This is a genomic window from Micromonospora sp. WMMD1120 (assembly GCF_029626235.1).
Lineage (GTDB): Bacteria > Actinomycetota > Actinomycetes > Mycobacteriales > Micromonosporaceae > Micromonospora.
Map to the genome: position 1 here is coordinate 794914 of NZ_JARUBO010000005.1, position 21758 is coordinate 816671.

General features: G+C 72.4%; 18 protein-coding genes and 3 pseudogenes. 7 read left to right on the forward strand and 14 right to left on the reverse strand.

What is annotated here, in order from left to right:
• Positions 1–356: 356 nt before the first annotated feature.
• From O7634_RS03830 to O7634_RS03855, 6 genes and pseudogenes are all read right to left on the reverse strand, one after another.
• Positions 357–1325 (reverse strand): annotated as a pseudogene (locus O7634_RS03830) (arginase family protein); the annotation flags it as partial.
• A 66-nt stretch (positions 1326–1391) separates the two neighbouring features.
• Positions 1392–2312: a tetratricopeptide repeat protein gene (locus O7634_RS03835; RefSeq protein WP_278148786.1), complete on the reverse strand. Its 921-nt coding sequence runs from the start codon at positions 2310–2312 to the stop codon at positions 1392–1394.
• A gap of 242 nt (positions 2313–2554) precedes the next feature.
• Entirely contained in the window at positions 2555–4243 is a 1689-nt protein-coding gene (locus O7634_RS03840) for a methylmalonyl-CoA mutase family protein (RefSeq protein ID WP_278148787.1), read from the reverse strand.
• Positions 4244–4344: 101 nt separating this feature from the next.
• On the reverse strand, positions 4345–4746 hold the full coding sequence (locus O7634_RS03845) for an Asp23/Gls24 family envelope stress response protein (protein ID WP_278148788.1): 402 nt from the start codon (positions 4744–4746) through the stop codon (positions 4345–4347).
• Between the two features lie 373 nt (positions 4747–5119).
• Positions 5120–6124, reverse strand: a complete 1005-nt coding sequence (gene meaB, locus O7634_RS03850; RefSeq protein WP_278148789.1) for a methylmalonyl Co-A mutase-associated GTPase MeaB — start codon at positions 6122–6124, stop codon at positions 5120–5122.
• Between the two features lie 53 nt (positions 6125–6177).
• Positions 6178–7362, reverse strand: a complete 1185-nt coding sequence (locus O7634_RS03855) for an acetyl-CoA C-acetyltransferase (RefSeq protein ID WP_278148790.1) — start codon at positions 7360–7362, stop codon at positions 6178–6180.
• A 61-nt stretch (positions 7363–7423) separates the two neighbouring features.
• Here O7634_RS03855 and mce point away from each other — a divergent pair, with 61 nt between their 5' ends.
• From mce to O7634_RS03875, 4 genes are all read left to right on the forward strand, one after another.
• Positions 7424–7900, forward strand: a complete 477-nt coding sequence (gene mce / locus O7634_RS03860; RefSeq protein ID WP_278148791.1) for a methylmalonyl-CoA epimerase — start codon at positions 7424–7426, stop codon at positions 7898–7900.
• 332 nt (positions 7901–8232) lie between these two features.
• Entirely contained in the window at positions 8233–9588 is a 1356-nt protein-coding gene (gene ccrA / locus O7634_RS03865; RefSeq protein ID WP_278153862.1) for a crotonyl-CoA carboxylase/reductase, read from the forward strand.
• Positions 9589–9938: 350 nt separating this feature from the next.
• The gene (locus tag O7634_RS03870; RefSeq protein ID WP_278148792.1) at positions 9939–11201 is read left to right on the forward strand and encodes a DivIVA domain-containing protein; all 1263 of its coding nucleotides are present in this window, start codon (positions 9939–9941) and stop codon (positions 11199–11201) included.
• A 177-nt stretch (positions 11202–11378) separates the two neighbouring features.
• Positions 11379–13499 (forward strand): hypothetical protein, encoded by a 2121-nt coding sequence (locus O7634_RS03875; RefSeq protein WP_278148793.1) that lies wholly within the window; start codon positions 11379–11381, stop codon positions 13497–13499.
• Here the strand turns inward: O7634_RS03875 and O7634_RS31865 are convergent.
• A pseudogene (locus tag O7634_RS31865) lies at positions 13480–13687 on the reverse strand (hypothetical protein); the annotation flags it as partial. The gene O7634_RS03875 and the pseudogene O7634_RS31865 sit on opposite strands and share 20 nt — an antisense overlap.
• Before the next feature lie 107 nt (positions 13688–13794).
• Between O7634_RS31865 and O7634_RS03880 the strand changes: the two are divergent.
• From O7634_RS03880 to O7634_RS03890, 3 genes and pseudogenes are all read left to right on the forward strand, one after another.
• Positions 13795–14010 (forward strand): annotated as a pseudogene (locus O7634_RS03880) (Scr1 family TA system antitoxin-like transcriptional regulator); the annotation flags it as partial.
• On the forward strand, positions 14007–14171 hold the full coding sequence (locus tag O7634_RS03885; protein WP_278148794.1) for a DUF397 domain-containing protein: 165 nt from the start codon (positions 14007–14009) through the stop codon (positions 14169–14171). The pseudogene O7634_RS03880 and the gene O7634_RS03885, both read left to right, overlap by 4 nt.
• A 107-nt stretch (positions 14172–14278) precedes the next feature.
• Positions 14279–15373 (forward strand): AI-2E family transporter, encoded by a 1095-nt coding sequence (locus O7634_RS03890; RefSeq protein WP_278153863.1) that lies wholly within the window; start codon positions 14279–14281, stop codon positions 15371–15373.
• 3 nt (positions 15374–15376) lie between these two features.
• On the opposite strand, the gene O7634_RS03895 is transcribed toward O7634_RS03890, so the two are convergent.
• The 7 genes from O7634_RS03895 to O7634_RS03925 form a co-directional block, all read right to left on the reverse strand.
• Positions 15377–16186: an alpha/beta hydrolase gene (locus O7634_RS03895; protein WP_278148795.1), complete on the reverse strand. Its 810-nt coding sequence runs from the start codon at positions 16184–16186 to the stop codon at positions 15377–15379.
• A 79-nt stretch (positions 16187–16265) separates the two neighbouring features.
• Entirely contained in the window at positions 16266–16595 is a 330-nt protein-coding gene (locus O7634_RS03900; protein WP_278148796.1) for a hypothetical protein, read from the reverse strand.
• 40 nt (positions 16596–16635) lie between these two features.
• Positions 16636–17679, reverse strand: a complete 1044-nt coding sequence (locus tag O7634_RS03905) for a hypothetical protein (RefSeq protein WP_278148797.1) — start codon at positions 17677–17679, stop codon at positions 16636–16638.
• On the reverse strand, positions 17676–18170 hold the full coding sequence (locus O7634_RS03910) for a SigE family RNA polymerase sigma factor (protein ID WP_278148798.1): 495 nt from the start codon (positions 18168–18170) through the stop codon (positions 17676–17678). The genes O7634_RS03905 and O7634_RS03910 overlap by 4 nt, the downstream gene beginning before the upstream one ends.
• 40 nt (positions 18171–18210) lie before the next feature.
• Complete coding sequence (locus O7634_RS03915; RefSeq protein ID WP_278148799.1) at positions 18211–20055, reverse strand: 3-hydroxyacyl-CoA dehydrogenase; 1845 nt, start codon at positions 20053–20055, stop codon at positions 18211–18213.
• Positions 20056–20179: 124 nt separating this feature from the next.
• On the reverse strand, positions 20180–21250 hold the full coding sequence (locus O7634_RS03920) for an alpha/beta hydrolase (RefSeq protein WP_278148800.1): 1071 nt from the start codon (positions 21248–21250) through the stop codon (positions 20180–20182).
• Between the two features lie 72 nt (positions 21251–21322).
• Positions 21323–21739, reverse strand: a complete 417-nt coding sequence (locus tag O7634_RS03925) for an FHA domain-containing protein (RefSeq protein ID WP_278148801.1) — start codon at positions 21737–21739, stop codon at positions 21323–21325.
• Positions 21740–21758: the final 19 nt, after the last annotated feature.

Genomic DNA, 21758 nt, shown 5'->3' on the forward strand with positions numbered 1-21758 from the left:
GAGCTGTCGCGCTCCGCGTCGCCCCTCCCCCCGGCAGATCCTTCACCGCCGGCACGGTCCGCCCTGGCGTCGAACCCGTCAGCGGGCCGCTCGGCACCGCCCGCCCAATCCACCACACCGGACCGCTCCCCACCGCCAGACCGCTCCGCGACGCCCGAGCGCTCAGCAGCACCGAGCCGCTCCACGACGCCAGGCCGCCCAGCACCCTCACCGTGCTCCACCACGCCAGGACGCCCAGCACCCTCACGCGGGTCCGCGACACCAGGCCGCTCCGCATCGCCGGACCGCTGGGCGCCGCCAGGCCGTTCGGCGACGCCAGGCCGCTCGGCGACGCCGGACCGGTCCGCGCCGTTGACGCGTCGAGGGCTCGGTGCCGGTCGGGGCGACAGCAGCCGGGGCGGCACCGCCTCCGGGGCGGTGACCGGCGCCAGACCGGCGACCACCGTGTTGACGATCTCGGCGGCGTACGCGCCGTCCGGGTCGTAGTCGGGGTCGAAGACGGTCAGCTCGACGCCGAGGCAGTGCGGGGTGTCGACCAGGCCGGCGAGCAGGATCTCCAGCTCGGCGAAGGCGATCCCACCCGGGTCGGGAGCGTCGACGGCGGGCATGACCGCGGGGTCGAGCACGTCCACGTCGATGTGCACCCAGTAACCGGCGCAGTCGGCAAGCTGCTCGTGCGCCCACTGGGCCGTCCGGGCGGCCCCTTCGGCCCGGAGCGCCGGCACCGGCCGGGTGGTGATCCCGGCGGCCTGGAGGTCGAGCCGGTACTCGTCCTGCGCCCGGATGCCGAGCACCACCACGTCGATGTCGCGGAAGTACGGCCGACGACCCTCCAGCGCGGCCAGGTCGGCCTGTCCGCGCCCGGTGACCAGGGCCAGGTCCTCACCGGCGGCGGCGCCGACGTAGGAGGCGTTGCCGGGGTGCCGGAAGTCGGAGTGCCCGTCGACGAACACCAGCCCGATCCGCCCGCCGACGGCCTCCCCGAGACGGTGCATGGCGAGCGCCGAGCCGAGCAGGACGGAGCAGTCGCCGCCCAGCACCACCGGGAACTCTCCCCGGTCGATGATCGACCCGATCCGCTCGGCGAGGGCCAGCGAGTAGTCGGCGATCTCCCGCGCGTGACACACCCCGTCGCCGGGACGCCAGTCACCCGGGTCGTACCGCGCGGGGGTGACGCAACCGGCGTCGCGGGCGCGCAGCCGGGCGAGCAGGTCGTGGTCGCGCAGCGCTCCGGGCGCCTTGGCGCAGCCGGGCACCGACGTGGGCGTCGGCGGGCGTAGACCGAGATTTGTCGGCGCGTCGAGGACGGCGATCCGGCGCATCATGAGCTCCCGTCCTCGATGGTCGGGCGGGCCGGCCGGAACGCCGGCCCGCGCTGGCGTGCTGTGAACTCAGAACAGGGCGCTGGCCAGGGCCCGGCGTGCCGAGGCGACCGCCGGGTCGTCCGGGCCGGCGATGGAGAAGAGCGAGACCAGGTGCTGACGGACCGTCTCGCGCTCCTCGCCGGCGGTGCGCCGGACCAGACCGACGAGCCGGGCGTACGCCTGCTCGGCCAGTCCGCTGAGCACCTCGATGTCGGCGGCCAGCAGTTGGGCGGCGACGTCGTCGGGGGCACTCTCCGCGGCGGCCAGAGCGGCGGCCGGGTCGGCGCCGGCCACCCGGCGGGCCACGCCGACCTGGGCCAGCCCGGCCGTGGCCGCGGCGTCCGCCGGGGCGTCGGCAAGGATCTTCCTGTACGCCTGCTCGGCGGCGTCCAGATCGCCGCTCATCAGCGCGTCGTCCGCCTCGTCCAGGCGCGGGTCCTCCGGCTCGGCGACCGTCACACCGCCGGCCTTGAGCACGGCCTGGATCCACTGGCGCAGCTGCGGCTCGGGCACCACCCCGGAGAAGGCGTCCACCGGCTGACCGCCGACGACCGCGTACACCATGGGGATGCCCTGAACCCGGAACATCTGGGCGATGCGCGGATTCTGCTGCACGTCGACCCGGGCCAGCACCCAACTGCCGCCGCCCTCGGCGTTCAGTCGCTCCAGCACCGGGGCGAACTCGTCGCTCTCCGGGAAGCCGGCCGCGCCGAAGAACACGACGACGGGCATGGCCATCGAGCGTTCGAGCACGTCGGACTGGATGGTCGCCTCGGTGACGTCGACGATGGCGGTGGCGCCAGCGGCCGGCGCGCCGGTGGCGCCGTTGGTCGGGCCGCCCTGTGGGGGTGTGCCGGGGCGCGAACTTGCTGGTGCGGGGCCACGCAGCGTGCTGAGGTCGACCGCGCCGCGGGTGAAGATCGACGAGGTGATCCGTGGGTCGCTCATGGTTACCTAGTCTCGCACGTGACCCCGAATTCTCCGGGCACCCGCAACCCCGACGTTGCAACTCTCACCCCACCCCGAAGCCCTCCACCCCCCACCCCGCCGATCTTGCACTTTCGGTTGCCGGTATACGGCTTTGATACCGGTTCTTCCCGACAGCAAGTGCAAGATCGACGGTGCCGGGGGCGGGGCGGGGGTGGGGGTGGGGGTGGGGGTGGGGGTGGGGGTGGGGGTGGGGCGGGGGGCTAGAAGCGGGCGGGTTCTCGGTAGGTGCCCCACTCGGCGCGTAGGGCGTCGCAGATCTCGCCGAGGGTCGCCTCGGCGCGGACCGCGTCCAGCATCGCCGGGATCATGTTCTCGTCGGTGCGGCTCGCCTCGATCATCCGGGTCACCGCCGCGCGCACCGCCGACTCGTCCCTGGCGGTCTTGCGCTCGGCGAGCACCCGGCGCTGCTCCAGCTCCACCTCGTGCGAGATGCGCAGGATCTCCAGCTCCTTGGCGACGGTGCCGGTGTGGCAGTTGACGCCGACGATCTTCTTGTCGCCCTTCTCCAGGGCCTGCTGGTAGACGAACGCCGACTCGGCGATGTGCCCGGTGAACCAGCCGTCCTCGATGCCACGCAGGATGCCCGAGGTCATCGGGCCGATCTGGTGTGGTCCGTCCCCGCCGAGCTGCCGGATCCGGGCGAAGATCTCCTCCGCCTCGGCCTCGATCTTGTCGGTCAGCGACTCGACGTACCAGGAGCCGCCGAGCGGGTCGGCCACGTTCACCACGCCGGTCTCCTCCATCAGCACCTGCTGGGTACGCAGGGCGATCTCGGCCGACTCGTCGGTGGGCAGCGCCAGGGTCTCGTCCAGCGCGTTGGTGTGCAGCGAGTTCGTGCCGCCGAGCACCGCCGCGAGCGCCTCGACCGCGGTGCGTACCACGTTGTTGACCGGCTGCTGCGCGGTGAGCGACACCCCGGCGGTCTGCGTGTGGAACCGCAGCCACAGTGCCTTCTCGCTGGTCGCCCCGTACACGTCGCGCAGCCAGCGGGCCCAGATCCGGCGGGCGGCGCGGAACTTGGCGATCTCCTCGAAGAAGTCGAGGTGCGAGTCGAAGAAGAAGCTCAGGCCGGGGGCGAACACGTTCACGTCCAGCCCACGCGAGAGGCCCAGCTCCACGTAACCGAAACCGTCGGCCAACGTGTACGCCAACTCCTGCGCGGCGGTCGAGCCGGCCTCGCGGATGTGGTAGCCGGAGACCGACAGCGGCTTGTAGCGCGGGATCTCCTTGGCGCAGTACTCCATCAGGTCGCCGATCAGGCGCAGGTGCGGCTCCGGGTCGAAGAGCCACTCCTTCTGCGCGATGTACTCCTTGAAGATGTCGGTCTGCAGCGTGCCGTCCAGCGTGGACAGGTCGGCGCCCTGCCGTTCGGCGGCGACCAGGTACATGCAGAACACCGGCACGGCCGGGCCGGAGATGGTCATCGAGGTGGTGACGCCGGCCAGGTCGATGCCGTCGAAGAGCGTCTGCATGTCGGCGGCGCTGTCGATGGCGACGCCGCAGTGGCCGACCTCGCCGAGCGACTGGGGGTCGTCGGAGTCGCGGCCCATCAGCGTCGGCATGTCGAACGCGACCGAGAGGCCGCCCCCGCCCGCGCCGAGGATCATCTTGTACCGCTCGTTGGTCTGCTGGGCGTTGCCGAAGCCGGCGAACTGCCGGATCGTCCAGGTCCGCCCCCGGTAGCCGGTCGGATACAAACCCCTGGTGTACGGGTATTCGCCCGGCCAGCCGATCCGTTCGAAGCCGGGGTAGGCGCTGCCCTCCGGCGGCCCGTAGACCGGTTCGACAGGCATGCCGGAGAGCGTGGTGAAGTCCGCCTCCCGCTTGCGCGCGGCGTCGTACCGGGCCTGCCAGCGCGCCCTTCCGGCGTCGATCTCGTCGGCGTCCATGCGCAGGGCTCCTCCTCGGGTCCTCGACTGCACGTCGAGTGTAAGGCCCCTACCTGAACGATCGCTAAGTCACGTCGAACCCATGGGTAACCGTCACCGAATCAGCCGGTCGGGTCGCCCATCGCCACGTCGTCGACCCGGATGTTGACCTCGTCGACCCGCAGCCCGTACGCCTCGACGGCCTCGGTCACCCGCGCCCGCACCTCGGCGGTGATCGCCGGCACGGGCTGCCCGGCCTCGATCACGAGCACCAGGTTGACCACTGCCGCGTCACCTGTCACATGGGCGGAGCAGCCCCGCCGGGCGTCGCCCACCTGGTCCAGCCCCACCCGGTCGAGCACCGCGTTGAAGAAGCGGGCCACATCACCGCCCAGCTCGGCCACGCCAGGCACCGCGCGGGCCGCCGCGACGGCGATCTTCTCGATCACCTCGTCGGAGACGTGCGTCGTACCGCCGGCCGGCACCGACGCCCCGGCCAACTCCTGCGTCGCCTCGTGATCCATGCCCGCTCCCCTGCTCTCCGCGTCACCGCGCCGGCACACCACCCAGCCCCGACCACGTCGGGCGGGTGCGAGCCTACCGACCTGGGGAGTCGACGGAGAACTGCGGTCGAATGTGGAACGGCGGGTCACCCGCTTCGGCTGGCCCGCCGTGTCGATGTGCTGGTGACGGTATACCTCAGAGGTATGAATATGACTGTGCGGTGTACCGCTCACGGCCGCATCCGCCCCCACGAGGCAACCAAGGGTCACCGCCGGCCGCCGGCATGGGAGCGGCGTCACCCGGTGCTGCGCGCCCAGACATCGCCGCCTGATGCCGCCGTGACCTGAGGCGGGCGGTCAGGTCGAATCTGACGCGCAGCCCCCGGTCACATCGTCAGCGGGCGAGTTGGGCGAGCAGGGTGTCCGCCGCCGCGTACGGGTCGACGCCACCGGCAGCGACGGAGGCGGCGAGCGTGCTCAACTCCGTACCGTCGCGCAGTGAGCCGATCCGGGCGCGTAGCGTGCCGAGCGCGATCGCCTCGATCTCGGCGGCGGCCCGCGCCTCCTGACGGCGGCGCAGCTCGCCGTGCTCGATCAGCCAGCCCCGATGCTTGTCGATGGCGGCGGCGATGTCGTCGATGCCTTCACCACGGGCGGCGACCGACCGGACGACCTGCGGCCGCCACTGCCCCGGCCCGCGCTCCCCGAGGGCGATCATGCCCTGGATGTCCCGGACGGTGGCGTCGACGCCGTCCCGGTCGGCCTTGTTGACCACGAACACGTCGGCGATCTCCAGGATGCCGGCCTTGACCGCCTGGATCGCGTCACCCATCCCGGGCGCGAGCAGCACCAGCGTGGTGTCGGCGAGCGAGGCGACCTCCACCTCGGCCTGGCCGACCCCGACGGTCTCCACCAGCACCACGTCGCAGCCGGCGCCCTCCAGCACCCGGACCGCCTGCGGTGTGGCCGCGGCCAGCCCGCCGAGGTGCCCCCGGCTGGACATCGAGCGGATGTAGACGCCCGGATCGGTGGCGTGGTCCTGCATCCGGACCCGGTCGCCGAGGATCGCGCCGCCGGTGAACGGGCTGGACGGGTCGACCGCCAGCACGCCGACCCGGTGCCCGCGGGCCCGCAGCGCGCGGACCAACTCGTTGGTGGTGGTCGACTTGCCCACTCCGGGCGAGCCGGTCAGCCCGACGACCTGGGCCTGCCCGGCGTACGGCGCGAGCGCCGCCGCGATGGTCGGCAGCAGCGCGTCGCCGTTCTCCACGAGCGTGATCAGCCGGGCCACCGCGCGGGGGTCGCCCGCGCGGGCCCGCTCGACCAGCAGCGGTACGTCCCGACTGCGGCGCACCGACGTTGCGCCCGCCGCCGGACCCCGCTCAGCAGCCTCGCTCACCGGTAAACCTTTGTTCGCGACTGCGGGCTCGCAAAACGGCTCACTCCTCGCCCTCACTGGCCCGGCACGTGGATGATCAGGGCGTCGCCCTGGCCACCGCCACCGCACAGCGCCGCCGCGCCGGTGCCACCGCCGCGCCGCCGCAACTCCAGGGCGAGGGTGAGGACGAGCCGCGCGCCGGACATGCCGATCGGGTGCCCCAGGGCGATCGCGCCACCGTTGACGTTGACAGTGTCCGGGCTGACCCCCAGGTCACGGGTGGACTGGATGCCGACCTGGGCGAACGCCTCGTTGATCTCGATGAGGTCGAGGTCCGCCACGCTCAGGCCGCCCTTCTTCAGGGCATGGTTGATCGCGTTGGACGGCTGCGAGTGCAGGGAGTTGTCCGGCCCGGCGACGTTGCCGTGCGCGCCGATCTCCGCCAGCCAGGTCAGCCCCAGCTCGGTGGCCTTCGCCTTGCTCATCACGAGCACCGCGGCGGCGCCGTCGCTGATCGGCGAGGAGCTGCCGGCCGTGATGGTGCCGTCCTTGGTGAAGGCCGGCCGCAGCTTGGCCAGCGACTCGACCGTGGTGTCCGGACGGATGCCCTCGTCCTCGCTGATCACCAGCGGGTCACCCTTGCGCTGCGGGATGACCACCGGAGTGATCTCGTCGGCGAAGTGGCCGTTCTTCTGGGCGGCGGCGGCCCGCTGGTGGCTGGCTGCGGCGAAGGCGTCCTGCTCCTCGCGCGTGATGCCGTGCCGGCCGCCGAGCCGCTCGGTCGACTCACCCATCGAGCAGCAGTCCCAGGCGTCGCTGAGCCCGTCGTGGGCCATGTGGTCCTTGACCACCACGTCGCCGTACTTGTAACCGGTGCGCTGACCCATCAGGAGGTGCGGCGCGTTGGTCATCGACTCCATGCCGCCGGCCACCACGATGTCGAACTCGCCGGCGCGGATCAGCTGGTCGGCCAGGGCGATCGCGTCCAGCCCGGAGAGGCAGACCTTGTTGATGGTCAGTGCCGGCACCGACATCGGCACGCCGGCCTCGACGGCCGCCTGCCGCGCGGGGATCTGACCGGCGCCGGCCTGCAACACCTGGCCCATGATCACGTACTGGACCTGGTCCGGGCCGACCCCGGCACGCTCCAGCGCCGCCTTGATCGCGATTCCGCCCAGCTTGGTGGCGGGGACGTCCTTGAGGTTGCCCAGCAGCCGGCCCATCGGGGTCCGCGCGCCGCTGACGATCACCGAAGCCATGCCTGCCTCCGAGGGGGTGCCGAGCTGTACGCCTTAACGATTGTTCGGCCAGACTAGCGCCATGGCTGAGAACTCCCCTGCCGAGCCCGGTGCGGACTACGTCACAGACATCGGGCTTCGCAAGATTGACCATGTCGGCATCGCCGTGGCCGACCTGGACGCCGCTGTCGAGTTCTACCAGCGGACGTTCGGGATGCGCTGCGTGCACGTCGAGACCAACGCCGAGCAGGGTGTACGCGAGGCGATGCTGGCCGTCGGCCCGACCACCGAGGGCGGCTGCGTGCAACTGCTCGCTCCGCTCACCCCGGAGTCGACGATAGCGAAGTTCCTGGACCGCAACGGGCCGGGCGTGCAGCAGGTCGCGTACACGGTGGTGGATATCGACGCGGCGTGCGCGGCCCTGCGCGAGCGGGGCGTACGGCTGCTCTACGACACTCCGCGCCGGGGCACCGCGGACAGCCGGATCAACTTCGTCCACCCCAAGGACGCCGGTGGGGTCCTGATCGAACTGGTCCAACCCGCCCCCGCCGCGCACTGACCGCTGACCGCTCGAGATCCGCCCAGCTCCCGGGGTGTGCTGGCCTCCAGCGCGCCTGAGGCCAGCACACCCGGAAGCTGCACCGGCCACGAACCGGCACCGCCAGACGCGCTTCGGTGCGCGGTAGGCCGGCTGCTCGGACACCTTCACGCATCGGCCGATGCAGTTTTTCACAGATGGCTTCCGGCCCTAGCTACCGTTCAGTAACGTCCGGCCCCACCGGGGCGCGACCAGTGCCGGATGTGTCGAACGGCGACATGGCGGTCGCGTCCACCGGTGCCGACGATGGCAGCACCCAGGCCCGTACGGGTGCGGACAAACCGGAGGTCACCGTGCAGGACATCCTCGAAGCGATCATGGCGGCGGAAGAATCGAACGATCCGGATCGCGAGCTCGCCGGCGTCGCCGGGCTGCCCGTGCCGGAGAGCTACCGGGGCGTGGTGGTCCGCGCCGAGGAGGCCCGGATGTTCGACGGCATGGCCACCCGGGACAAGGACCCGCGCAAGGCGCTGCACGTGCAGGAGGTGCCGACGCCGGAGCTGGCGCCGGGCGAGGCGCTGGTCGCGGTGATGGCGAGCGCGATCAACTACAACACGGTGTGGACCAGCATCTTCGAGCCGGTCAGCACCTTCCGGTTCCTGGAGCGCTACGGCCGGGTGTCCGAGCTGACCCGCCGGCACGACCTGCCGTACCACGTGGTCGGCTCGGACGCGGCGGGCGTGGTGCTGCGCACCGGCCCCGGGGTGACCCGGTGGGCGCCCGGCGACGAGGTGGTCGCGCACTGCCTCTCGGTGGAGCTGGAGGACTCGGCCGGGCACGACGACACGATGCTCGACCCGCAGCAGCGGATCTGGGGCTTCGAGACGAACTTCGGTGGGCTGGCCGAGCTGGCGGTGGTCAAGGCCAACCAGCTGATGCCCAAGCCGCGACACCTGAGCTGGGAGGAGGCGGCGAGCCCGGGGCTGGTTAACTCCACCGCGTACCGGCAGCTCGTCTCCCACCACGGCGCGAACATGAAGCAGGGCGACGTGGTGCTGATCTGGGGCGCCTCCGGCGGCCTCGGCGGGTACGCCACCCAGATGGCCCTCAACGGCGGCGCGATCCCCGTCTGCGTGGTCTCCTCGCCGGAGAAGGCCGAGCTGTGCCGGCGGATGGGCGCGGAGCTGGTCATCGACCGGGCCGCGGAGGGCTTCCGCTTCTGGCGGGACGAGGAGACCCAGGACCCGAACGAGTGGCGGCGCTTCGGTGAGCGGATCCGCGAGCTGACCGGCGGCGAGGACCCGGACATCGTCTTCGAGCACCCGGGTCGGGAGACGTTCGGGGCGAGCGTCTACGTGGCCCGGCGCGGCGGCACCGTCGTCACCTGCGCGTCCACGAGCGGTTACCAGCACCAGTACGACAACCGTTACCTGTGGATGCACCTCAAGCGGATCATCGGCAGCCACTTCGCCAACTACCACGAGGCGTGGCAGGCCAACCGGCTGGTCGCGCTCGGCAAGGTGCACCCGACGGTGTCCCGCACCTACCCGCTGGAGCAGACCGGTCAGGCGGCGTACGAGGTGCACCGCAACGCCCACCAGGGCAAGGTCGGCGTACGCTGCCTGGCGCCCGCCGACGGCCTGGGCGTCCGCGACGGGGAGCTGCGCGCCCGACACGAGGACGCCATCAACCGGTTCCGGGGGCACTGACCCGGGGCCGTCGGCCCGCACCGCGCCGACCGGCGCGGCGAGCCCGCCCGCGGCGCCGGCCGGCGTCGCGCGCCGGCCGGACGGGTGAACGCCGGGTGGCCAATGCGACGATCGGCGATTGTTCTTCCGCTCTCATTAGCGGAAAGTCCGGGCGGATCGAACAAAGGGTCTCGGGGGTAACCCCGGGACCCTTTTCCGTGTCACGCTCCGTGGCCTCCCACCCGCCGGGAGCTGCCAAGATCGCCCTTCGCCGGGAGCGCGGCGATCCGGACAGTTGACCATGTAATGAGGGCACGAAAGCTTCGCACCGCTCTTGCGAAGCACCCTGGGGCGTCTGCCAGTATGTCCCAATGCCCCAGCAGCAGTCCTCCCCTCTCGCGTTCTTCGATAACGCGAACTCGCAGCCAGATTTCACCGTTGGCCTGCGCGGATACAACACTCACCAGGTCGATGACTTCCTCGGCCGGATGACCGCCGCGCTGACCCAGTCCGAGCAGGCCCGTGCCGAGGCCGAGCAGCGGATGAACGACGCCCAGCGTCGGCTCCGCCAGGCCGAGCAGCGCATGAGTGCGCTGGAGCAGAAGCTCACCGACACGAACAAGCAGCTCGAAGAGAACAGCCGGCCCACGCTCTCCGGCCTCGGCACACGCGTCGAGCAGATCCTCCGGCTTGCCGAGGAGCAGGCCAACGACCACCGCAACGAGGCCAAGCGCGAGTCGGAGGGCATCCTCTCCGCCGCCCGCCTCGAGGCGCGTGAGATCACCGACAAGGCCCGCGCCGAGGCGGCGGCCATGAAGGCCAGCGCCGAGCGTGAGGCGGGCAACCTGCGTACGGCCGCCGAGCGCGAGGCCGCCGAGGTGCGGGTGCAGGCCCGCCGTGAGGCCGACACGCTGCGCGCGGACGCCGACCGGGAGACCAAGCAGCTGCGCACCGTCACCGCGCACGAGGTGGCCGAGCTGAAGTCGACTGTCGAGCGTGAGGTGGCCACCCTCCGGGCGACCGCCGAGCGGGAGATCACCCAGCAGCGGGCGAAGGCCGCCCGTGAGGCCGAGGAGAAGCGCGCCGAGGCGACCAAGCTGCTCACCGACGCACGGGACAAGCGCGACAAGGACCTCCAGGCCCTCGAGCTCCAGCTGGCCGAGCGCCGGGAGAAGGCCGAGCGCGAGGAGTCCGAGCGGCACGCCGCCCAGGTCGCGCAGACCCAGAAGATGGTCAGCGAGGCCGAGCAGCGGGCCCGGGCCGCGCAGGAGCGGGCCAAGGAGATCGAGCAGCGCGCCGAGGCGCGGCGGGTCGAGTCCGAGCGCAACGCCGCCGAGACTGTGGACAAGGCGAAGGCGCACTCCGAGAAGATGCTCAACGAGGCGAAGGCCGAGTCGCAGCGCCTGCTCACCGAGGCGCGCACCGAGGCCGAGCTGACCACGCAGGCCGCCCGTCGCGAGGTCGAGGACCTCACCCGGCAGAAGGACGCGGTCACCTCGCAGCTCGGCCAGATGCTCTCCGGGCTCGCCGGCATCGTGCCGGGGATGCCGGCGCAGGGCGCTCCGGCTGCCAAGCCGGAGGCCAAGAAGACCGACGGCGGTCAGGAGCGGGTGCCCGCGGAGACCGCCGGCTGACGCGAGGCGTCAGGCCGGGGCATCGACGGCGCGAGGTGACACCGGGTAACCGGTGACACCTCGCGCCGTATGCGTTTCCCAGCCCGTGGTCTCGCTCGGTAACAGTGCGGTGAAGTAGCTCCCACATGGCCCGTCCGTATCGCCCCAGCAGGGCCCGTTGCGTGTGAGGATGGGGGCATGTCGCACGGCGAGGAACTGTTCGCTCTCGGCGGGGACGTGACGACGGAGCCCAGCTTCGAGTCCGCTCTGCGGGGGTACGAGAAAAAACAGGTCGACAGGTATGTTGCGCGTGCCGAGCACGAGATCGCGACCCTCGCCGCCGAACGGGAACAGGCGTACACGCAGATCCACAAGCTCGCCGGCCAGGTCGAGGTGCTGCAACGCGACCTGACCCAGGTGCGCAAGCAGATGAACGTGGTCGACCGGGCCTCGTTCCGGCACCTCGGCCCCCGGGTCGAGTCGATCCTGACGCTCGCCGAGGAGCAGGCCGAGCAGATCATCGCCGAGGCCAACAACGAGATCGAGGCGCGCCGCGCCGCAGCCGAACACATCGTCGAGGAGGCCCGCGAGCAGGCCGACCGGGCGCTGAAGGACTTCGAGATCGCCCTCGCCGCACGGCGCAGCGAGGAGGAACGGCACACCGCCGCCCGCCGGGCCGAGGCGGACGCGGCCCTCCAGACGGCCAAGAGCGAGGCGGCGCAGCTCCGCAAGGCGGCGCAGGACGCGTTGGCGAAGGCCCAGCAGGAGGCCACCCAGCTACGCGACACCGCGAAGGAGATCCACGCCCGCGCCCAGCAGGAGGCCACCAAGCTGCGCGAGACGGCCCGCGAGACGCTGGCCAACGCCCGGCAGGAGGCGAGCGATCTCCGCGACGCCGCCAAGGAGGTGCACGCCAAGGCGCTCCAGGAGGCCAAGCGGCTCACCGACACCGCGACCGAGGCCGGACGGGCCACGCACGCCAAGGCGCAGCAGGAGGCCAAGCAGATCATCGACGACGCGTCGATGGCGGGGCGGGCCACCAGGGCCAAGGCGCAGCAGGAGGCCGAGCGGCTGACCACGCAGGCTTCCGAGTCGGCCAAGCGCAGCCGCGCCGAGACCGAGGCGTACGTGCAGCGGATGCGCACCGAGACCGAGGCGTACGTGCAGCAGACGCGGGCGCAGACCCAGCAGGAGCTGGGGGCCTGGCGGGCCGGGGTGGAGCAGGAGGTCAACTCCCGCCGGGAGGCGGCCGACCGGGAGCTGGCCCAGCGGCGCTCCACCGCCGAGCAGGAGTTCGCCAAGCGTCGCGACGAGCTGGACAAGCAGCACGCGTCGCGTCAGCAGGAGTTGGAGTCCACGTTCACCGGCCGCCAGCAGGAGCTGGAGTCGGGGTTCACCACCCGGCGCGACGAGCTGGAGGCGGAATACTCCAGCCGCCGGGACCAGCTCGAAACCGAGTACACGACCCGCAAGAACGAGATCGAGCAGGGCGCGGCCGGCGTCCGCGAGGCGGCCGAGCGGGACGCGGCGGCGCTGCGTCAGCGCGCCGAGACCGAGGCCGCCGAGTTGCTGAGCCGGGCCGAGACCGAGGCCGCCGACAAGCGCCGCAAGGCCGACGAGCACGTGGCGGCGTCCCGGCGGCAGTTCGAGGAGTACGCGGCCACCACCCAGCAGCACCTGGCCACCACCCAACAGCACCTGGCGGCCACTCAGCAGGAGGCGGCGGCGGGCCGGCAGCAGTTGGCCCAGGTGATGCTGGAGATCGCCCAGGCCCAGCAGCAGCTCGCGGACCTGCGGCAGGAGACCTGGAAGGCCCGGCAGGAGTCCGACGAGCTGCAGCGGCAGATGTCCGAGCTGCGGTTGCAGAGCGTGGCCGGCCCGATCGACGGCCCCACCGCCCCGGCCGGGAGCGACGGTGCGAGCGGCGCCCCGGTGGGCGTCGACGCCCGCTCGACTGCGGGCACCGGCACGAAGGTCGATCCCACCGACACCCCGCAGCCGACCACCGCGACCGCCGACGACACCAGGCAACCGGTCGCCGCCGCCGACGACACCAGGCAACCGGTCACCGCGACCGCCGACGACGCCGGGCAGCCGACGGCCCGTCCGGTGGCCGAGCCGGTCACCACAGTGGACGGCAGCACGGCGAGCGCCGGGGTGGACGGCGAGCCCACGGTTGCCGCCGTGCCAGGCGAGGGTGGCCGGGGCGCCAAGCCCACCAAGATCACCAGCACCGGCGAGAACGGCAAACGGCCGACCAAGCCCACCACCGACGAGCGCAGCGCCAAGCCGAGCAAGATCACCCTCGACAAGGACTGACGAGGGCGTCCGCCTTCCAGGATCTTGGACAGTTTCCGTCATCCGATGACGGGAACTGTCCAAGATCTCCATGTGAGGGGCCGGGGTGGGTGATCGGGCGGCGGAACGGCCCCCACGTCACGAAGCGTTCGAACAGCTCCCGCAACGCCGTGGGGGTTGAGCCGGTACAGGTCGTACGCCGCCTCGTGGCGGAACCCGGCCGGCTGGCTGGTCAGCGCCGCCGGGTCCTCGTCGGACTCCGCCCTGAGCCGCGGGCGGGCGCTGCCGGCAGGCCCGCGCGCGGGGACCGGACTGGTCAACGGGGCTGCACGTCGGGCTGTCCGGGCCGTTCAACCTCGCGCGCCGGGCCGACGGTGGTTGGGTGGGGCACATGGAACACCGGATTGACGGTCTCGTGGTCGATGGCGACCATGAGGTGGCTACGCTGCTGGCGCGGTGGGAGATCATCAGGAACAGCGCGCTGCCCCGCCGACAGTCGATCGACCTGCTGAAGGAAGTCGTGACGTCATGAACCTGACCGGGGCCAGCCGGCGCACGTCCAGTCGCAGCGGCAACGGCGAGTGTGTCGGGGTGGCGGACGATCTGCCCGGGTTCGTGGGCGTACGGGACAGCAGGGACCCGTCCGGGCCGGTGCTGGTGTTCGCGGCCCCCGCCCGCCGTCGCACGGCCTGAGTCGGGAGGTCCTGGTGCCGCAGCACGACCCGGCGGGTGACGACCCGGAGACCCGACCGGCGGACGCGCCCGCGAGCCCACCAGCGGAGACGCCGCCGCCGGTGCCGGTGCCCGCGCCGGGCATCGACCCCGAGGAGCCGCCGGCGGTCCCGTCCGGGAGGTTCGGCACGCCGGGGCGGCCGTTGCGGCGCAGCAGCTTCCTGATCGGCTTCACCGGCGCTCTGGGCGTGCTGCTGGCGTACACCCTCTATCTGGGGATCCGCAACGCCGGCGGCATCCTCGTGCTGGTGGTGATCGCGCTCTTCCTCGCCGTGGGTCTCAACCCGGCGGTGGTCCGACTCCACCGCTGGGGCGTGCCGCACGGCCTGGCGGTGGCGGCGGTCGCCCTGACCGTGGTGCTGCTGCTCTGCGGGGGTGTGGTGGCGCTGGTGCCGCCGATCGTCACCCAGTCGGGACAGTTCATCGAGCAGATCCCGAGCCTGCTGGATGAGCTGCGGCGCAGTTCCACTGTCAACGACCTGGTCGAGCGGTACGACGTGGTGGAGCGGGTGCAGGGCGCGGCCAACGCGCAGACCGTCGGTCGGGCGCTCGGCGGGGTGCTGGGCGGCGCGCAACTCATCTTCGGGACGGTGTTCCGGACGCTCACCGTGCTGGTGCTGACCATCTACTTTCTGGCCTACTTCGACAAGCTGCGCAGCCTCGGCTACTCGTTGGTGCCCCGGTCCCGGCGGGAGCGGGTGCAGCTGATCGGCGACGAGATCCTGGCCAAGGTGGGCGCGTACATGGTCGGGGCGCTGAGCATCGCGGTGCTGGCCGGCGCGACCACCTTCGTGTTCGCGCTGATCGTCGGGTTGCCGTACCCGTTCGCGCTGGCCGTGGTGGTCGCCGTGACCGACCTGATCCCGCAGATCGGCGCGACGCTCGGCGCGGTGATAGTGAGCCTGGTCGGGTTCGCCACCGACCTGCCCACCGGCATCGCCTGCGCGGTCTTCTTCATCGTCTACCAGCAGGTGGAGAACTACCTGATCTACCCGAAAGTGATGCGGCGCTCGGTGGAGGTCAACGAGGTCGCCGCCCTGCTGGCCGCACTGCTCGGCGTGTCGCTGCTGGGCGTGGTGGGCGCGCTGATCGCCATCCCGACCGTGGCCGCGCTGCAACTGATCCTGCGCGAGGTGGTGCTGCCCCGCCAGGAGCGCGGCTGACGGTCAGCCGGCGTCACCGGCGGCCGGGCCGGGGACGGGCGTGTCGGCGAAGGCGGCCACCGTCCGGTCGGCGTACGCGCTGACGTCGCCGGACTCCATCGGACCGTCCCACGTGGTCGGCAGCGGCACCTCGACGGCCGGGTTGACCCGCCGGACGATCTCGTCGAGCACCCTCTCGGCGTCGCCCACCCAGAGGTGCTTGGCGCCGGAAACCCCGACCACCTCGGCCTGCGGCACCGCGGCGAACCGCTCCCGCGCCTCGGTGGGGCGCAGGTAGTCGTCGAACTCCGGCACCAGCGCCGTCAACGGCCGACCCGAGGCGGCCCAGGTGGCCAGGTCCTCCGGGGCCGAGAAGCGCAGCGGCGGGGAGAGCAGGATCGCCCCGGCGATGGCCGGGTCGCAACCGTACTTCAGCGCCAGGTCGGTGCCGAACGACCACCCGACGAGCCAGATGTTGGGCAGCTCGGCGAACTCCGCGTACTCGATCGCGGCGGCCACGTCGTACCGCTCCCCCACCGCGCCGTCGAACGCGCCCTCGCTGGTGCCGCGCACGCTGCTGGTCCCCCGGGTGTTGAACCGGAGCACGGCCAGGTCGGCCAGCGCGGGCAGCCGCCAGGCCGCCTTGCGGAAGACGTGACTGTCCATCATCCCGCCGTGGGTCGGCAGCGGGTGCAGGCACACCACCGTGCCGGCCGGCGGCCGGTCGGCCGGCAGCGCCAGCTCACCGACCAGGCGCAGCCCGTCGGCGGTGTGCAGCTCGATGTCCTCCCGGCGGCCGGGCAGGATCGACGACGCGCGGATCGCTGTGCTCACCGCTCCAGTCTGTCGCGAAGTCGGCGTCGCCGCCCGCCCGGGCACGAACAGGGTGATCCAGGTCGCCCCGGGCAGGCGCTCAGTACCGCGGCGCGCCCCGGCCGCGGCGCACCGCCGGGCCCCGCCGCTCCCGGGCACGCCAGCAGCCGCTGTGCCAGTGCCGCCGGTCGGTCAGGTCACCGAGGCCGTCCGCCGGCCAGGCCACCAGGTGCGCCACCCCGGGCCGGATCTCCTGGTCGCAGCCGGGACACCGGTACGTCTTGACCGACGCGCCCGCGCCGATCCCCCGCACCTGCCACGCGCCGTAGGTCCACTGCTGCACCGAGGCGACGCCCTGACGGACCCGATCGGCGTCCAGGTTGGCGTTGTCGTCCCGGCGAGGGCGATTGCGACGGGGGCTCACAGTCACCAAGCGTACGGTCCTGCGGCCGGGACGCCCCCAGCGGCGGTCACCAGGTGTCGGGTTGGTCCAGGTGCTCCGCCACCTGCGCGCCGAGCAGGACGCTGCCCCCCTCCGCCTCGCTGAAGGGTTGCTCGGCGGCGAGCGCGGCGAGCAGTCGGGCCTGGGGGATGTCGAGCAGTTCAAGCCGCGCCGAGCCGGGGTCGTAGTGGGCCGGCCGGTCGCCGATCGTCCGGTTCGCCGCCCCACCCGTCACCGCGGTGGCCGCGTACTGCAACTCGACGGACATCCCCCTGCCTCGGTCGTCGCTGGCGTTCAGCAGCACCGCGTACGCCGCCGGGAAGGTGCTCACGACCATCCCGCAGCTGACCACCCGCGCACCGACCGGCAGGGTGGTCAACCGCACCGGACCGGCGCACCGGTACGCCCGGTCGAGCCGCAGCGCCTCGGCCGCGTCGTGCAGCGGGCCCTCGTTCGGGCCGGACACGCTCGCTCCCGCGTACACACCGGGTGCCGGCTGCCAGTAGCGCCGCCAGACCGGCACCCCGTCCGGCCCGTCGGCGTGCGTCACGGACCCGTCGTAACGGTTCGCGGACGGGCCATCCAGCGACGGCATGTTCCAGGCGCCGGTGGTTCGCAGCACGTCGGCCGAGGTCAGCTCGACGGTGACGGTCCGGCCGCCCACGTCGAGCTTCGCTGTCTCCTTGCCGCCGCCGACGCGCCACTCCAGGTAGCGCGGGCCGCCCTCGGCGAGGCCGATGTGCAGCAGCGCGGGGTCCCTGCCGATCCGGTCGGGCCGGGCCGCCGCGCCGGGCGTACCGGCGACCTGCGCGGGCAGGAAGGGGACGGCGGACCCCGTCGCGCCGGGAGGGCCGATGGGCTCACGGCCCGGCAGGCGGTCCACCGGGCCGGCTGTCGCGCCGAACCCCAGCAGGGCCACCAGCCCGACAGCCACACCGGCGCGGGCGACGAGCCGCCGACGCTCCCGGGTCCGCCCCTGCCGCACCGCCCCGGCCAACAGCCGGTCCACGTCCACCGGACCCTCGGCGCGCTCGCGCAGCGTCCGGTTGATCCGCTCGTCAAGGTCGGTCACGGCTGGCTCCCGTTCGTGGCCGGAACGCCGCAGCGCTCCCGCAGGTTGGCGAGCGCCCGCATCGCGTGAGTGCGGACGGTGACCGGGGAGCAGTCCAGGATCTGGGCTATCGTCGCGTCGTCGAGGTCCTCGTAGTAGCGCAGCACCAGGACCGCCCGCTGCCGGTCCGGCAGCGCGTGGATCAGCCGCCACATCTCGTCCCGGTCGGCCGCCTCCCCACCGACGTCCACCCGGTGCGGACGGTCGGCGAAGGTGTCGACGACCACCTCACGGCTCGACCGACGGCGCCACCAGGAGATGTTGGCGTTCACCAGCATGCGGCGCACGTACACGTCGGGGCGGTCGGCGCGGGCGATCCGGCGCCATTGCACGTACGCCCGGGACAGCACCTCCTGGGTGAGGTCCTCGGCCCGGTGCTCGTCACCGGTCAGCAATCGGGCGAGCCGGACCAGCGCCGGGCCCCGGCTGCTGACGTACTCCTCGAAGGTCACACCCGGTAGACGCCGCCGGCACCGTCCGGCGTTGACACGGTCAGCGGTGCGCGTGGTCGCGGAAGCCGCGGCGGGTCTTGCGACCGAGGTAGCCGGCGGTGACCAAATGCTCCAGCAGCGGCGCGGGGGCGAAACCGGGTTCACGCAGCTCCCGGTACAGCTCCCGCTGGATGGCCAGCGCGACGTCCAGCCCGACCACGTCCAGCAGCTCGAACGGACCCATCGGGTAACCGCAGCCCAACTTCATGGCGTGGTCGATGTCGTCGGCCGTCGAGTAGCTGGCCTCCAGCATCCGGACCGCGTCGTTCAGGTACGGGAACAACAGCGCGTTGACGATGAACCCGGACCGGTCGCCGCAGACCACGCCGGTCTTGCCGAGCGCGGCGCACACCGCGCGGGCGGTGGCGACGGATTCCGGGGACGTGCGGATGGTCCGGACGACCTCGATCAGCGGCATGACCGGCGCCGGGTTGAAGAAGTGCAACCCGATCACGTCGGCCGGCCGCTGGGTCGCCATCGCCACGTCGATCACCGGCAGCGAGGAGGTGGTGGTGGCCAGCACCACGCCCGGCTTGCAGACCTCGTCCAGGCTGGCGAAGAGCGCCTTCTTGACGCTCAACTCCTCGACCACCGCCTCGACCACCAGGTCGACGTCGGCGAGGTGGTCGAGCGTGGCCGACCAGGTGATCCGGCCGAGCGCGGCGTCCCGGTCCGCCTCGGCGAGCCGGCCGCGCACCACGCCCTTGTTCAGCGAGGTCTTCACCGCCTCGCAGACCTGCGCGGACTTCTCCATGCCACGGGTCACCGAGACGACCTCGTAGCCGGCCTTCGCGAAGACCTCGATGATGCCGGTGGCCATCGTCCCGGAACCCACGACGCCTACCCTGGTCACGACTGCGGGGCTCGCAAGCTCACTCCTCGCGCTCCCGATGCCCACCTTGGCGATGGCCCGCGCGCCGTCGGCCAGCGCGGCCTCCGTCGCGGGCGGCGTGGTCTGATCGGGTACGACCACCGGGGAGCCGGGCCGCTCGTAGGTGTAGAACCCCCGACCGGACTTCCGGCCGAGCAGTCCCGCCGTCACCATCTGCTTGAGCAGCGGCACCGGGGCGTGCCGGCGGTCCCGCCCGCCGCGCCGGTACATGGTGTCCAGGATCTCGTACGCGGTGTCCAGGCCGATCAGGTCCATCAGGGCCAGCGGCCCCATCGGCAGGCCGCAGCCGAGCTTCATCGCGGCGTCGATGTCCTCCCGGGTCGCGTAGTGCGACTCGACCATGGCGACGGCGTGGTTGAGGTAGCCGAAGAGCAGCGCGTTGGCGATGAAACCGGCGCGGTCGTTGATGGTGACGTCGACCTTGCCGAGCCGGGCGCAGAGCGCCTCGACGTCGGCGACGACCTCGGGCGCGGTGACGACGGTACGGACCACCTCGACCAGCTTCATGACCGGCGCCGGGTTGAAGAAGTGGATGCCGATCACCTGGTTGGGTCGGCTGGTGGCGACCGAGATCTCGGTGACGCTCAGCGACGACGTGTTGGTGGCGAGGATGGTGTCCGGTCGGCAGACCCGGTCCAGCTCCGCGAAGATCCGCTGCTTCAGGTCCAGGTGCTCGGGCACGGCCTCGATGACCAGGTCGACGGAGTGCAGCGCGTCCAGCCCGACCTCGAAACGCACCCGCTCGTGCAGGGCGTCGCGGTCCGCCTCGGCGAGCTTGCCCTTGGCGACCGCCCGGTCGGTGGAGCCGGTGAGAGTGGCCCGGCCACGCTCCAGCGCCGTCGCGGAGATCTCGACGGCCACCACGTCGATGCCGTTGCGGGCGAAGACCTCGACGATGCCGGCACCCATGGTGCCCAGCCCCACCACGCCCACGGTGCTGAACTCGCGCGCCATGACCGGCCTCCCCGGAGACTCCGTACGACCACTGAACGGTCGCTAAGTTATGGGCGCGAGTCTGCCATGTGACGCTGTGTTGTCGAGACGCCGTGGCATATTTCACCCACCGCCGGTCGGCAACTCAGTCGGCGGACGCGCTGGTCAACGCCAGCAGCTCGGAGACGAACTCGGCCGGGCGCTCCAGGTGCGGGCTGTGTCCGCAGCCGGGCAGCACCACCTCGTGGTAGGCGCCGCCGGCCGCCGCGTAGCGTTCCAGCACCGCCCGGGTCTGACCGACCATGGGCTGCGGCGGACAGGCGTCCGCGCCGGGCCAGCCGGGCACGAGATCCAGCGAACCCAGGTACGCCAGGTCGAACAGCGAGGTGTCCGAGACGATGACGTCGGCGTCTCCGCGTACCCAGGTGACCGGTGGCTTCTCGGCGACGGCCACCAGGTCGTCGGCGAGCCGGAACCAGGTCGGCGCGAGGGCGTTGAGCACGCCGCGCTCCCCCGGCGCGGTGCCCGGCCAGTTCGCCGAGGGCACCGCCGTGCCCGGGTAGTTGTCGTCCCCGGTCGCGGTGGAGAGCACGGAGTCCAGGAGCAGGTCCTCGTCCGCGCCCAGCGAGGCGGGATCGGCCACGTAGGTGGCGCGCAGGACGGCGCGCGGGCTGGTGGGGTCGTCCGCCTCCCGGTGGCCGGCCGCGAGGTGGGCGACGAAGCCCGGGTTAGCGGTGCCCGCGCCGGTCCCGGCGAAGTCGGGGGTGGTCGGCGTGCCGGTCAGGTCCCGGGTGCCCCCGAAGCCGTACGGGGACACCGGCGCCGCGAGCAGCAACGCGCCCACCCGGTGCGGGTGGTCGACGAGCAGCCGCATCGCCACCCCACCGCCGAGGGAGTGCCCGACCACGACCGGTCGGGCGTCGGCGGGGAACAGGCTCGGGTCGTCCAGCAGGGCGGCCACGTCGTCGGCGAAGTCCCGCAGGCCCCGCGTCGCGTTGACCGGGGCCGTCTCGGTGTCGCCGTACCCGCGCAGGTCGGGGGCGATCACCCGCAGCGTCGGCGGCAGCCGCCGGACCAGCGGCTCCCAGAACAACGCCGAGGAGCAGTTGCCGTGGATGAGCAGCACCGGCGTGCCGTCGGGCGGGCCGGCCACCCGTACCGCCTGGGTGATGCCGTTCGCCGTGACGATCCGCTGCTCGGTCTCCATCCGCGGCATGGTGCCACGGCCACCGACGTCGGTCCAGGTGTCCGGCGGACATCCGGGGCGCCCCGTAAATGTGGGTCGCCCTTACCGTCCCCGGCCGGGAGGCGTGGCCAACGGCAGCGGCAGCGTCGGCCGGACGTTCAGCCGGGACGGGCCGAAGCTGAGCCCCACCGGGTCGGTGAGCGCCACCCCGGGATCGAACAGTCGCAGTTCGGTACGGCCGAGCCGAATGACGTCACCGTCGGAGAGCAGTTCCACGTCGGTGATCCGGCGGTCGTTGAGCCAGGTGCCGTTCGTGGACCCGAGGTCCCGCAGGGACGGGCCGTCGGGCGCCAACCACACCTCCGCGTGGCGACGGCTCAGGTGCGGGTCGTTGATCACGACCTGGTTGGTCGGCGCCCGGCCGATCACCTGGGGCTCGGCCCGCATGCGAAAGCTCGCCCCGCGCATCGGCCCACCCGCGACCGTCAAGAGCGGCATCAGTTCCGGATGTTCCTCCATGGACAGTCAGCCTCCACCC